The organism is Fusobacterium ulcerans, assembly GCF_003019675.1.
Classification (GTDB): domain Bacteria; phylum Fusobacteriota; class Fusobacteriia; order Fusobacteriales; family Fusobacteriaceae; genus Fusobacterium_A; species Fusobacterium_A ulcerans.
Window position 1 is genome coordinate 2,909,572 of record NZ_CP028105.1, and the last position, 13,570, is coordinate 2,923,141.

General features: G+C 34.0%; 10 protein-coding genes and 1 riboswitch. All 10 genes read left to right on the forward strand.

What is annotated here, in order from left to right:
- Positions 1 to 13: 13 nt before the first annotated feature.
- The 10 genes from aroQ to purD all read left to right on the forward strand — a co-directional run bounded on the left by aroQ (position 14) and on the right by purD (position 13,435).
- Positions 14 to 466, forward strand: coding sequence for a type II 3-dehydroquinate dehydratase (gene aroQ / locus C4N20_RS13415; RefSeq protein ID WP_005977787.1), 453 nt, complete (start codon positions 14 to 16; stop codon positions 464 to 466).
- Positions 467 to 552: 86 nt separating this feature from the next.
- A riboswitch (purine riboswitch) is annotated at positions 553 to 650 on the forward strand.
- 307 nt (positions 651 to 957) lie between these two features.
- Complete coding sequence (locus tag C4N20_RS13420; protein WP_231940516.1) at positions 958 to 2,574, forward strand: formate--tetrahydrofolate ligase; 1,617 nt, start codon at positions 958 to 960, stop codon at positions 2,572 to 2,574.
- Positions 2,575 to 2,625: 51 nt separating this feature from the next.
- Entirely contained in the window at positions 2,626 to 6,351 is a 3,726-nt protein-coding gene (locus C4N20_RS13425) for a phosphoribosylformylglycinamidine synthase (protein ID WP_005977783.1), read from the forward strand.
- Positions 6,352 to 6,398: 47 nt separating this feature from the next.
- Positions 6,399 to 6,878: a 5-(carboxyamino)imidazole ribonucleotide mutase gene (gene purE / locus C4N20_RS13430; protein ID WP_005977780.1), complete on the forward strand. Its 480-nt coding sequence runs from the start codon at positions 6,399 to 6,401 to the stop codon at positions 6,876 to 6,878.
- Between the two features lie 63 nt (positions 6,879 to 6,941).
- A complete protein-coding gene (purC, locus tag C4N20_RS13435) occupies positions 6,942 to 7,658 on the forward strand; it encodes a phosphoribosylaminoimidazolesuccinocarboxamide synthase (RefSeq protein ID WP_005977777.1) in 717 nt (238 codons plus the stop codon).
- Positions 7,658 to 9,055: an amidophosphoribosyltransferase gene (purF, locus tag C4N20_RS13440; protein WP_005977775.1), complete on the forward strand. Its 1,398-nt coding sequence runs from the start codon at positions 7,658 to 7,660 to the stop codon at positions 9,053 to 9,055. The genes purC and purF overlap by 1 nt, the downstream gene beginning before the upstream one ends.
- A gap of 22 nt (positions 9,056 to 9,077) precedes the next feature.
- A complete protein-coding gene (gene purM, locus C4N20_RS13445; RefSeq protein WP_005977773.1) occupies positions 9,078 to 10,079 on the forward strand; it encodes a phosphoribosylformylglycinamidine cyclo-ligase in 1,002 nt (333 codons plus the stop codon).
- Positions 10,067 to 10,642: a phosphoribosylglycinamide formyltransferase gene (gene purN, locus C4N20_RS13450; RefSeq protein WP_005977769.1), complete on the forward strand. Its 576-nt coding sequence runs from the start codon at positions 10,067 to 10,069 to the stop codon at positions 10,640 to 10,642. The genes purM and purN overlap by 13 nt, the downstream gene beginning before the upstream one ends.
- 13 nt (positions 10,643 to 10,655) lie before the next feature.
- A complete protein-coding gene (gene purH / locus C4N20_RS13455) occupies positions 10,656 to 12,161 on the forward strand; it encodes a bifunctional phosphoribosylaminoimidazolecarboxamide formyltransferase/IMP cyclohydrolase (RefSeq protein ID WP_040490711.1) in 1,506 nt (501 codons plus the stop codon).
- Between the two features lie 20 nt (positions 12,162 to 12,181).
- On the forward strand, positions 12,182 to 13,435 hold the full coding sequence (gene purD / locus C4N20_RS13460) for a phosphoribosylamine--glycine ligase (protein ID WP_005977764.1): 1,254 nt from the start codon (positions 12,182 to 12,184) through the stop codon (positions 13,433 to 13,435).
- The last annotated feature ends 135 nt before the right edge of the window (positions 13,436 to 13,570 follow it).

Below are 13,570 nucleotides of genomic sequence, written 5' to 3' on the forward strand. Positions count from 1 at the left end.
AGGGAGAGATAGAATGAAAATAATGGTATTGAATGGACCTAACTTGAATTTTTTAGGTATAAGAGAGAAAGATATATATGGGCAGGACAATTATCAAAGTGTATGTAAATATATTATGGATAAGTTTGATGATCGTGATGTTGAAATAAATATATTTCAAAGCAACATAGAAGGAGAAATGATAAATATACTTCAAATGGCATATTTTGAAAAATATGATGGAGTTGTTATAAATCCCGGAGCTTATACTCATACTTCCATAGCTCTTTATGATGCAATAAAAAGTATAAATATACCAACTGTAGAGGTTCATCTTTCTAATGTTCATCAAAGAGAAGAGTTCAGACACAAATCATATACAGCTCCTGCATGCGTGGGACAAATCTGCGGCTTTGGAAAGGAAGGATATATACTTGCCATTGAGGGATTAATCGTTCGTTTATCTGAGAAAAATTTCGGCAAATAAACAAAATATATAATAACTGTAAAATAAATTGATCTTTTCTTTCTTTGTCACATTTGCTTTGACAAAATTCAGTATATATGATACTCTAAAAGTAAGGTAATAAAACTCATATATACCTGTAATATGGACAGGAGTTTCTACGGCCAACCTTAAAATGGCTGCTATGGGTGAAGTATACATATATAATCTTTTGTTTTTTGATTTTTTTGAAAAAAAGATTTACTTCATCTGGAATAGAATTAGAAATGAAGTACTGAAAACAATTTGAAGGAGGATTATACTATGTTATCTCATAAAAGAATAAAAAAGAAAATAGTACAGAACATAAATAATGTAGTAAATCAACCTAAGGAAAAAACAATGGTCTAAGTGTGCACTTAACGGAATGAGTGTGTACTTAGGCCTTTTTAATTATTTATATAAAATTTCAAGGGAGGAAATTTGTGAAAACTGATATTCAAATTGCACAGGAAGCTAAAATAGTCAACATTATGGAAATCGCAAAAAAGATAGGACTTGATGAGGACAGCATCGAACAATATGGTAAATATAAAGCTAAGGTAGATTTGAAAGTACTTAAAAACCTAGAGAACAAGAAAGATGGGAAACTGGTATTAGTTACAGCTATCACACCTACTCCTGCTGGGGAAGGGAAATCAACTGTTACAGTTGGACTTACACAAGCACTTAACAAACTTGGAAAATCTTCTATTGCAGCTCTTAGAGAACCGTCATTGGGGCCGGTATTCGGAATGAAAGGTGGAGCTACTGGTGGAGGACATTCACAGGTTATACCTATGGAGGATATAAATTTACATTTTACAGGAGATCTTCATGCTATTGGAGTTGCTCACAACTTAATAGCAGCTTGTATAGATAATCATATCAATTCTGGAAATGCTCTGGATATAGATCTTACTAAAATAACTTGGAAAAGAGTTCTGGATATGAATGACAGAGCACTTAGAAATATAGTGATAGGACTTGGGGGAAAGGCTAATGGAATTCCTAGAGAAAGTTCATTCCAAATCACTGTTGCATCTGAAATAATGGCGGCATTATGTCTTGCTACATCACTTTCAGATCTTAAAGATAAAATAAGAAGTATGGTATTTGGTTATGCAAGAGATGGAAAAGCTCTTAAAGTAGGAGATCTTAAAATAGAAGGAGCTATTGCAGCACTTCTTAAAGAAGCCATCAAACCAAACCTTGTACAGACATTAGAAAATACACCAGTATTTATTCACGGAGGACCTTTTGCAAATATAGCTCATGGATGCAACTCTATTCTAGCTACTAAACTTGCACTTAAACTTTCTGATTATGCAATAACTGAAGCTGGATTTGCTGCTGATCTTGGAGCAGAAAAATTTCTTGATATAAAATGCAGAAAAGGTGGACTTACTCCTAACTGTGTAGTTGTAGTAGCAACTGTAAGAGCTTTAAAACACCATGGTGGAGCTAAGGAACTTTCAGAAGAGAATCTTGAAGCATTAGAAAAAGGAATAGCTAACTTAGATAAACACATAGAAAATATGAAAAAATATAATTTACCAGTAGTAGTTGCTATTAACAGATTTGTAAGCGATACTGAAAAAGAACTTGAATTTGTTGATAAACACTGTAGAGAATTTGGAGTGCCAGTAGCTCTTTGTGAAGTATGGGCTAAAGGTGGAGAGGGAGGAATCGCTCTTGCTGAAGAAGTTCTTGCTCAATTAGAAAAAGGAACTGACAACTATACTCCACTATATGATTTAGATATGAGTATAAAAGAAAAAATAGAGAAAATAGCAAAAGAAATATATGGAGCAGATGGAGTAGAATTTACTGGTCCTGCTAAGAAAATGCTTAAAACTATAGATGAACTTGGATATGGAAAACTTCCAGTGTGTATGTCAAAAACTCAAAAATCATTATCAGATAATGCAGCACTTCTAGGAAGACCTACTGGATTTACAGTATCTGTAAAAGAATTGAGAATATCAGCTGGAGCAGGATTTATAGTAGCTATGGCAGGAGATATAATAGATATGCCTGGATTACCTAAAAAACCAGCAGCTGAATCTATAGACATTGATGAAAATGGAAAGATTGACGGACTATTCTAATTTAACTGAAAGTAAAAAAATTAATAATAAAATATAATTGCAGGGGGCACGATGAATTATCGTATTTATGTTGAAAAGAAAGCTGGATTTGATTTAGAGGCTAAGAGATTAGAAAATGAATTAAAAGAAAGTTTTCAAGATCTAAAACTTTCAAAAGTAAGACTTCTTAATTGTTATGATGTATTTAATATTGAAGCTGCTGAATTAGCAGAAGCTAAAAAGCTTATATTTTCAGAAATAGTTACTGATACTGTAACTGAAACTCTTGATACTAAAGGAGCAAAATATTTTGCAGTAGAATTTTTACCAGGACAGTTTGACCAGAGAGCCGACTCAGCTATGCAGTGTTTGAATCTGATATCTGATAAAAATCAAAATGTATCTGTTACTAGCGGAAGAGTTATTATCCTTGAAGGAGAAATAACAGAAGCAGATGTAGAAAAAATTGAAAAGTATTACATCAACCCAGTTGAGATGAGAGAAAAAGATCTTACTAAATTAGAGATAGAAGAAGGAGAAAAGGCACAGGATGTACCTGTTTTCACTGGATTCATAAATTACAACATGGATGAATTAAAATCTTTCAGAGAAGAGCTTGGACTAGCTATGACATTAGCAGATGTGGCTTTTGTGCAGGAATACTTTAAAAATACTGAAAAGAGAGACCCTACTGAAACAGAAATAAAAGTGTTGGATACTTATTGGTCTGACCATTGCAGACATACAACATTTGAAACAAAAATCAAAGATATAGTATTCCCAAAAACTTCTTTTGGAGATACACTTCAAAAAGCTTTTGATGAATATTTAAAAGCGAGAGAGTTTGTACATGGAGAGAGACTTGAAAAGAAATATATCTCTCTTATGGATATGGCAACTATCTGTGGAAAAGAAATGAGAAAAAGCGGAAAACTTGATGACTTAGAAGTATCTGATGAGATCAATGCCTGCTCTGTATATATTGATGTAGATGTAGATGGACAAATGGAGAAATGGCTTCTTATGTTTAAGAACGAAACTCATAACCATCCTACAGAGATTGAACCATTTGGAGGAGCTTCTACTTGTCTTGGTGGAGCTATAAGAGACCCATTATCAGGAAGATCATATGTTTATCAGGCTATAAGAGTAACAGGTTCTGGTAATCCATTGGAAAAACTTGAAGATACACTTCAAGGAAAACTTCCTCAAAAGAAAATAACTACTGGAGCAGCAAGTGGATATGCAGCTTATGGTAACCAGATTGGACTTACAACTGGACATGTATGTGAAATATATCATGATGGATATAAAGCAAAAAGAATGGAAGTTGGAGCAGTAGTTGGTGCTGTACCAGCTGACTGGGTAAGAAGAGAAAACGCTTCTAAAGGAGATATAGTTATCCTGTTAGGAGGAAAAACTGGAAGAGACGGCTGCGGAGGAGCAACTGGATCATCTAAAGAACATACAGGAGATTCATTGAGATTATGTGGTGCAGAAGTTCAAAAAGGAAATGCACCAGAAGAAAGAAAAATTCAAAGATTATTCAGAAATCCAGAAGTTACTAGACTTATAAAAAAATGTAATGACTTTGGTGCTGGAGGAGTATCAGTAGCTATTGGAGAATTAGCTCCAGGGCTTGATATAAATCTTGATGTAGTTCCTACTAAATACTTTGGACTTAGCGGTACTGAACTTGCTATTTCTGAATCACAAGAGAGAATGGCAGTAGTAATCGAAGCTAAAGATAAAGAAAAATTTATGGAACTTGCAGGAAAAGAAAACCTTTTAGCAACAGAAGTTGCAGTAGTAACAGATGACAATAGACTTGTTCTTAATTTTAAAGGTAAGAAAATAGTAGATATTTCAAGAGAGTTCCTTGATACTAATGGAGTTACTCAAGAAACTACTGTAGAAGTTGAAGACATAAAAGAAAATACTCCATTGAATGCAGTTAATTTTGAAGGAGCAGATATTAAAGACAGATGGATGAATATGCTTTCTTCTTTAAATGTAGCTTCTCAAAAAGGACTTATGGAGATATTTGATGCTACAATAGGAGCAACAACAGTGCTTATGCCTTTTGGTGGAAAATATCAAATGACACCTACTGATGTAAGTGTACAGAAAATACCTCTATTAAAAGGAGAAACTGATACAGCTTCTGCTATTACTTGGGGATATGACCCAGTGCTTTCATCTTGGTCGCAATTCCATGGAGGAGCTTATGCAGTAGTTGAATCTCTTGCTAAATTAGTTGCAGTGGGAGCAGACTACAAGACTGTAAGACTTTCATTCCAAGAATACTTCCAAAAACTTGGACAAAATCCAATGAACTGGGGAAAACCATTCTCAGCATTGTTAGGAACTATAGAAGCACAAAGAGGATTTGGAATTCCAGCTATTGGTGGAAAAGACTCAATGAGTGGAACATTTAATGATATTCATGTACCACCTACACTTATATCTTTTGCAGTAACTCCTGTAAAAGCAAGTGTTGTTATATCACCAGAATTTAAAGCTGCTGGAAATAAAATATACTTAGTAAGACATCATATGCTTGATAATTATATGCCAAATATAGAAGAGCTTAAAGAAAACTTTGAATTTGTATATGAAAACATTAAAAATGGAACTATCCTATCAGCAATGACTTTAAAAAGAGGTGGAATAGCTGAAGCTGTAAGTAAAATGACTCTAGGAAACAGAGTTGGAGCTAAGATAGCTGATCTTGGAGAAGAGCTGTTCAAACTTGGATATGGAACATTTGTAGTAGAAACTTCTAAAGAGCTTACAGGTAAAAACGTAGAGTTATTAGGAGAAACAATAAAAGAGTACAAGATTGTAGTTGGAGATAAAGAAATCTGTATGACTGAAGGAGAAAAGGTATGGTTAGATAAACTATTCCCAGTATTCCCTCACAAAACAATAGAAAAAGTAGAAAACTACATCTGGACACCATATGAGAAAAAAGAAATAATAGTATGTAAAAATAAAATTGCTAAACCAAGAGTATTAGTACCAGCATTCCCAGGAACTAACTGTGAATATGATTCAGCTAGAGTATTTGAAAAAGCTGGAGCAGAAGCTAATATACTTTTATTCAGAAATATAACTCAAGACTATATCAATGATTCAATAGAAAAAATGGTAAAAGAGATAAATAATTCACAGATCCTTATGTTCCCAGGTGGATTCAGTTCTGGAGACGAGCCAGATGGATCAGGAAAATTCATTGCAACTGTACTTACAAATCCTAAGATAGCAGAAGCAATAGCTAAATTCCTAGAAAGAGATGGATTGATACTAGGTATCTGTAACGGATTCCAAGCTCTTGTAAAATCAGGACTTCTACCATATGGAGAGATTGGAAAAGTTACTGAAAATTCTCCTACTCTTACATTCAACAAGATAGGTAGACACGTTTCTCAAATGGTAAAAACAAAAGTTACTTCAAATAAATCACCATGGTTGGCAGGAATAGAAACTGGAGAAGAATTTGAAATAGCTGTATCACATGGAGAGGGAAGATTCTTTGCCAATGATGATGTTATTAAAAAACTATTTGAAAATGGACAGGTTGCAACTCAATATGTAAATCTTGATGGAATTCCTACTAATGAGTTTAGATTTAACCCTAATGCTTCTACTTGTGCTATTGAAGGAATTACTTCAATAGATGGTAAAGTATTTGGTAAAATGGGACACTCTGAAAGAGCAGGAAAGAATATTTTCAAAAATATTACTGGAAACAAAGAGCAGAAAATATTTGAAAATGGAGTTAAATACTTTAAATAGAATTTAAATATTTTAAATAATAGATATTCTCAGGAGGATAATAAAAGATGAAAGTTGCCATAATATTTGGTAGTAAATCAGATACAGATAAAATGAAGGGAGCAGCTAACTGCTTAAAAGAGTTTGGAATTGAGTACTCAGCTCACGTTCTTTCTGCTCACAGAGTGCCAGAAAAATTAGAAGAGACATTAGAAAAATTAGAAAAAGATGGATATGAAGTAATAATAGCAGGAGCTGGGCTGGCTGCCCACCTTCCTGGTGTTATAGCATCTAAAACTGTACTTCCTGGAATAGGGGTGCCAATCGAGGCAGCTTTTAACGGTATGGATGCACTTCTTTCAATAGTGCAGATGCCTAAATCTATTCCAGTAGCAACTGTAGGAGTAAATAATTCATACAATGCTGGAATGCTTGCTGTACAAATGCTTTCTTTAAAATGTCCTGAATTAAAAGAGAAACTTGTAAAATTCAGAAAAGACATGAAAGCAAAATTTATAGCTGATAATGAAACTGGGGTAGAGCTATAAGATAATCTAGTCAAAAATTTTTAATTTTTAATACATTAACTATTTCTAGGAGGAAAAAAAGAAATGTCTGCACAAAAAAAAGAATTTATCTATGAAGGAAAAGCTAAACAAGTATATTCAACTGATGACGAGAATCTAGTTGTTATCCATTACAAAGATGATGCAACAGCAGGTAACGGAGCTAAAAAAGGAACTATCGAAAACAAAGGAATAATGAATAACAAAATAACTGCTATGTTGTTTGAAATGCTTGAAAAAAATGGAATAAAAACTCACTTGGTAGAAGTACTTAATGACAGAGATCAACTTTGTCAAAAAGTAAAAATATTCCCATTAGAAGTAATAGTAAGAAACGTTATAGCTGGATCAATGGCTAAAAGAGTAGGAGTAGAAGAGGGAACTAAACCTGTAAATACTATATTTGAAATCTGCTATAAAAATGATGCTTATGGAGATCCATTAATCAACGATCACCATGCAGTTGCATTAGGACTTGCTACTTATGAAGAATTAGCTGAAATCTACAGAATAACTGGAGAGATCAACAACTTACTAAAAACTTCTTTTGATAAAATCGGAATTACTTTAGTTGACTTCAAAATAGAATTTGGTAAAAATAGTAAAGGAGAAATCCTTCTTGCAGATGAAATCACTCCAGATACTTGCAGATTATGGGATAAAGAAACTGGTATGAAATTGGATAAAGATAGATTCAGAAGAGATTTAGGCGGAATCGAAGAAGCGTATATTGAAGTTTTAAAAAGATTGGGGGCTGAATAATGAACTGCACAGAAATGATGTTAGCAAAGGACAAAATGGAAGAGGAATGTGGAGTTTTCGGAGTATATAGTAAAACTCAAAAAGAAGTTTCACAATTAACTTACTATGCCCTATATGCTCTTCAACACAGAGGACAGGAAAGTGCAGGAATAACTGTCTCAAATAATGGAGAATTAGTAACATATAAGGGGATGGGACTTACAGCTGATGTATTTACTCAAGAAACTTTGAATAATCTTCAAGGGAACGCAGCAATAGGACATGTAAGATATTCTACTACTGGTGAAAGCAAAATAGAAAATGCACAGCCTTTAGAAAGTAGATTTAAACTTGGTCAGATAGCAGTTGCTCACAATGGAAATCTGACAAATACAAGAGTAATAAGAGAATTATTAGAAGATGGTGGAGCTACATTCACTTCAACTACTGACTCAGAAGTAATAATCAAAATGGTAGCAAGAAAAGCTGTAAATGGTTTTGAAGAAGCTATCAGAAGTACAGTTGGAGCGATAAAAGGAGCTTATGCTCTAGTAATACTAGCAGACAACAAACTTATAGGAGTAAGAGATCCATATGGAATCAGACCTCTATGCCTTGGAATGAATGAAGAGGGAGATTACTTCCTTGCTTCTGAATCATGTGCTATAGATTCTATAGGTGGACATTTAATAAGAGATGTAGAAGCTGGAGAAATGGTAATCATAGATGAAACAGGAGTTAAATCAATCAGATATGCTGAAAATAATAAAGTAGCACCTTGTTCATTTGAGCACATTTACTTTGCTAGACCTGACAGTATCATAGATGGGATAAATGTATATGAAGCTAGAGTAAGAGCTGGAAGACTTCTAGCTAAACAGATGAAAATAGAAGCTGACATTGTTATTGGAGTGCCAGATTCTGGAATACCAGCAGCTATTGGATATGCTGAAGAAAGCGGAATACCATATGCTATGGGACTTATCAAAAACAAATATATTGGAAGAACATTCATTAAACCAACTCAAGCTTTAAGAGAGCAGGCTGTAATGGTAAAACTTAATCCATTAAGAGTACAGCTTGAAGGAAAAAGAGTAGTAATAATTGATGACTCTCTAGTAAGAGGAACAACAAGTAAAATACTTATTGATTTAATAAGAAGAGCAGGAGCAAAGGAAGTTCACTTCAGATCAGCTTCTCCGGCAGTTAAATATTCTTGTTTCTATGGAATAGATACAGCACATAGAGATGAGCTTATAGCTGCTAGAATGACAGTTGATGAAATCAGAAAAGAGATAAATGCAGATACATTGGATTATTTATCAATGGATAATATGATAAAATCATTAGATTGTAAAGATTATTGTGTAGGATGTTTCAATGGAGTATATCCTATGTGCACACCAACAGAAGAGTAAAAAAATTATTTGGGAGGAAAAAATGGCAATTTCTTATAAAGAAGCTGGAGTAGATAAAGAAGAGGGTTACAAAGCAGTAGAACTTATGAAAAAAGCAGTGGCTAAAACTCAAAACAGTAGTGTACTTAATGGACTTGGAAGTTTTGGAGCTATGTATGAATTAGGAAAATATGAAAATCCTGTATTAGTTTCTGGAACTGATGGAGTAGGAACAAAACTTGAAGTAGCATTAACATCAAAAAAATATGATACTGTAGGAATAGATGCTGTGGCCATGTGTGTAAATGACGTACTTTGTCATGGAGCACAACCTATATTCTTCTTAGACTATCTAGCTTGTGGAAAACTAGATGCTGAAGTAGCTGCTGAACTTGTGTCAGGAGTTGCAGAGGGATGTTATCAGGCAGGAGCTGCACTTATAGGTGGAGAAACTGCTGAAATGCCTGGATTCTATAAAGTGGGAGATTATGATATTGCTGGGTTCTGTGTAGGAGCAGTAGAAAAATCTAAAATAGTAAATGGAAGTACAACTTCTGAAGGAGATATCCTTATAGCTATCCCATCTTCTGGAGTACATAGTAATGGATTCTCTTTAGTAAGAAAAGTAATAACTGATTATACTAAAGATTTCAATGGAAAACCTATCAGTGAAACTCTTTTAACACCTACAAAAATATATGTTAAAGCTGTAATGGCTGTATTAGAAAAATATAATATAAAAGGAATGGCTCACATAACTGGTGGAGGACTTCCTGAAAATCTACCTAGAACTATAAGTGAAGGACATCAACCTGTAGTATTCAAAGAAAAATTAAGAGTTCTTGATATATTCAAATATATTCAAAAAGAGGGAGAAATTCCTGAGAATGAAATGTTTGGAACATTCAACATGGGAGTAGGATTTGTTCTAGTAGTAGACCCTAAAGATAAAGAGGGTGTAATAGAAGAATTAGCAAAACATGGAGAAGAAGCTTTTGAAATAGGATATGTTCAAAAGGGAGAGAAAGGCCTATGTTTAAGATAGCAGTATTAGTATCAGGAGGAGGAAGCAATCTTCAATCTATAATAGAGAAGTCAAAAAGCGGCGAGCTGGCATGTGAAGTAGCCTGCGTCATTGGAGACAGAGAATGTTATGGAGTGGAGAGAGCAGCTGAGCAAGGGATAGTAAGCTGTATTTTAGATAGAAAAGTCTTTAAAAAGGAATTGTGCAAAGAAATAGACAGAGTCGTTTCTGAAAAAGGAGTTGACTTGATTGTTCTTGCAGGGTTCCTGTCTATAATAGATGAAGAATTTGTAGAAAAATGGAAGGGGAAGATAATTAATATCCACCCTTCTCTGCTTCCTAAATTTGGAGGACCTGGAATGTATGGAATAAAAGTACATGAAGCAGTCCTTGCAGCAGGAGAGAAAGAAAGCGGATGTACAGTTCATTATGTAGATAGTGGCGTAGATAGTGGAGAAGTGATCTTTCAAGTAAAAGTGCCTGTATTGGAAGGGGATACTGCTGAAGTTCTTCAAAAAAGAATATTAGTAGAAGAGCACAAACTTTTACCAAAATCTATTTCTAAAATAATATCAGAAAGATAAAAAGGAGAAAAAGTTGATGAAAAGAGCATTGATATCAGTTTTTGATAAGAATGGTATATTAGAATTTGCTAACTTTTTAGTTAATCACGGGGTAGAAATAATTTCAACTGGGGGAACCTACAAGCATTTAAAAGAAAATGGAGTACCTGTAATAGAAGTTGCTGAAGTTACTGGAGCACCTGAAATGCTTGATGGAAGAGTAAAAACTCTTCACCCAGTTATTCACGGAGGAATACTTGCTATAAGAGATAATGCAGAACATATGGCAACTATCAAAGAAAGAGGAATATCAACTATTGATATGGTAGTTGTTAATCTTTATCCTTTCTTTAAAAAAGTAAATGAAGATCTTACTTTTGAAGAAAAAGTAGAATTTATAGATATTGGTGGACCTACTATGCTTAGATCTGCTGCTAAATCTTTCCATGATGTAGTAGTTATCAGTGATACTGCTGACTATGAAACAGTAATGAAAGAAATGAAAGCTGGAGAGGTTACATTTGAAACTAAGAAAAGACTGGCTGGAAAAGTATTTAACTTAACATCAGCTTATGATGCAGCTATATCTCAATTCCTATTAGGAGACGAGATGCCTAAATATCTAAATGCTTCATATGAGAAACTAATGGATCTTAGATATGGTGAAAACCCTCACCAAAAAGCAGCTTACTATGTATCTACTACTGATACTGGAGCTATGAAGGATTTTGACCAATTAAATGGAAAAGAACTTTCATTTAACAACCTAAGAGATATGGACGTAGCTTGGAGAACTGTATGTGAATTTATAGAGCCTGCTTGCTGTGGACTAAAACACTCTACACCTTGTGGAGCAGCTATTGGTAAAAATGTTTATGAAGCTTATACAAAAGCTTATGAATGCGACCCAGTATCTATATTTGGTGGAATAGTAGCTCTAAATAAAGAAGTAGATGCTGATACAGCTAGAGAAATGGTAAAAATATTCTTAGAGATTGTTATAGCACCATCATTCACTGATGAAGCTTTAGAAGTACTTAGAACTAAGAAAAACCTTAGAGTTATAAAATGCAAACATACACCTCAGGATAAAATAAATATGGTAAAAGTAGATGGAGGACTTCTTATTCAAGATGAAGATTTAAGCTTCACAACTGATTATGAAGCAGTTACTGAAAAAGCTCCAACTGCTGAAGAGATGGAAAATCTTATCTTTGGAATGAAGGTTGTAAAACATGTAAAATCAAATGCTATTGTTGTAGTAAAAGATATGATGGCAGTAGGAATTGGAAATGGTGAAACTAACAGAATATGGCCGACTAGACAGGCAATAGAAAGAGCAGGAGATAAAATAGAAGGAGCTATCCTTGCTTCTGATGCTTTCTTCCCATTCAGAGACGTTGTAGACGCATGTGCAAAAGCTGGAATAAAAGCTATTATCCAGCCAGGTGGATCTATGAGAGATCAAGAATCTATTGATGCTTGTAACGAACATGAAATGTCAATGGTATTCACTGGTATGAGACACTTCAAACACTAATACAAAGGAGAAATTAAAGTATGAAATTATTAGTAGTTGGCAGCGGTGGAAGAGAACATGCTATCTGCTGGAAAGTAAGCCAGAATAAAAATGTAGAAAAAGTTTTCTGTGCTCCCGGTAATGGAGGAACTGCAACACTTCCAAAGGGAGAAAATGTAAATATAAAAGGGATAGATGAACTTTTAGCATTTGCTGTAAAAGAAAATATAGATCTTACTATTGTAGGAAGTGAAGAACTTCTTGTAGATGGTATAGTAGATAAATTCCAGGAAAAAGGATTAAAAATATTTGGACCAGATAAAAAAGCTGCTCTTTTGGAAGGATCAAAAGCATACGCAAAAGACTTCATGAAAAAATATGGAGTAAAAACTGCTGCTTATGAAGTATTTACTTGTCCTGAAAAAGCAAAAGAATATATAAAAACTTGTGAATTCCCATTAGTTGTAAAAGCTAGTGGACTTGCAGCAGGAAAAGGAGTTCTTATCTGTCAGAATCTGGAAGAGGCTCTGAAAGCTGTAGATGAAATCATGGTAGATAAAGTATTCAGCAGTGCTGGAGAACAAATAGTTGTTGAGGAATTCTTAGATGGTGTAGAAGCTTCTATTCTATCAGTAACAGATTCTAAAGTTATACTTCCTTTTATCTCAGCTAAGGATCACAAGAAGATAGGAGAAAAGGAAACTGGATTGAATACAGGAGGAATGGGAACTATAGCTCCTAATCCTTATGTTACAAAAGAAGTATATGATGCTTTTATCACTGGAATTATGAATCCAACTTTAGAAGGAATCAAAGCTGAGGGAATGAACTTTGCAGGAGTTATTTTCTTTGGACTTATGATAAATGAAAAAGGGGTATACCTTCTTGAATACAATATGAGAATGGGAGATCCTGAAACTCAAGTAGTTTTACCTTTACTTGAATCAGACTTTGTAGAACTTCTTGAAAGTGGTTTAGAAGGTAAATTAGATACTGCTGATGTAAAGTGGAGCAGTAAATCAGCTTGTTGTGTAGTTCTTGCTTCTGGAGGATATCCTGAAGCTTACAAGAAGGGATATGCAATAACTGGAATAGAAAAAGCAGACAATATGGTATTTGTAGCTGGAGCTAAACTGGAAAATGGAGAGCTTCTGACTAATGGTGGAAGAGTATTGAATGTAGTAGCTGTTGGAGATAACTTGGAAGATGCAAGAGCGAAAGCTTATGCAGATGCTGAGAAGGTAGAATTCAAAGATAAGTGCTACAGAAAAGATATTGGAGTACTATATAGATAAAAATTTTAGCAGGGTGACTTTTAAGTAGAGATATAATTTTGAGGTCACCCATATTTATAAGTTTTTAAAAAATATTTTAACTTTATTTTTATAAAATAGTTAAAAGGTATTTGAATTGTATTTGTATGAATATTT